Genomic DNA, 471 nt, shown 5'->3' with positions numbered 1-471 from the left:
GACGTGCGATCAAAATCACTGGGGGCAAGCACATCGGTAAATGTGGTACATGCTATGTTTAACGCGGTGAATCAATTGATGGATGCACGGGTTATTGCGAAGAACAGGGGTAAAACTTTGAATACCTTATGGAGTTAATGGTGAACCGACTGCAAATAACATTAATAAAAAATGCTGTTGGGCAAAACCCTGCAAAATGAGCAACAATAAGGAGTTTAGGTTTAAAAAATTGATTCAGTCGTTAAACAGGAATGGTCTAGTCGGTTTCACACCTTGTAAAGACAGAGGAGAGGAATAGAATAATGTCTGATTTTTTACTATAAGCACCATATGGAGAAAACAAAAAGAAACCTATTGTAGGACGTGGAACGTCTTCCGGGAGGGGTACGACTGCCGGTTGTGGTAACAAGGGACAGAAGTCCCGTTCGGGTGGAAAGGTATAGAACGGTATTGAAGGTGGAACGATGCCTT

1 protein-coding gene and 1 pseudogene are annotated in these 471 nt (G+C 42.0%); both read left to right on the top strand.

The features are described from left to right. Nucleotides 1-3: 3 nt before the first annotated feature. Entirely contained in the window at nucleotides 4-138 is a 135-nt protein-coding gene (locus tag AWU74_RS10955; RefSeq protein WP_306701106.1) for an uS5 family small ribosomal subunit protein, read from the top strand. 164 nt (nucleotides 139-302) lie between these two features. Then, nucleotides 303-440, top strand: a pseudogene (locus AWU74_RS12945) (50S ribosomal protein L15); the annotation flags it as partial. Between the last annotated feature and the right edge of the window lie 31 nt (nucleotides 441-471).

Source organism: Treponema endosymbiont of Eucomonympha sp., from assembly GCF_001028545.1.
The sequence above is the reverse complement of the archived record's forward strand: the minus strand, read 5'-3'. Positions and strand labels throughout refer to the sequence as shown.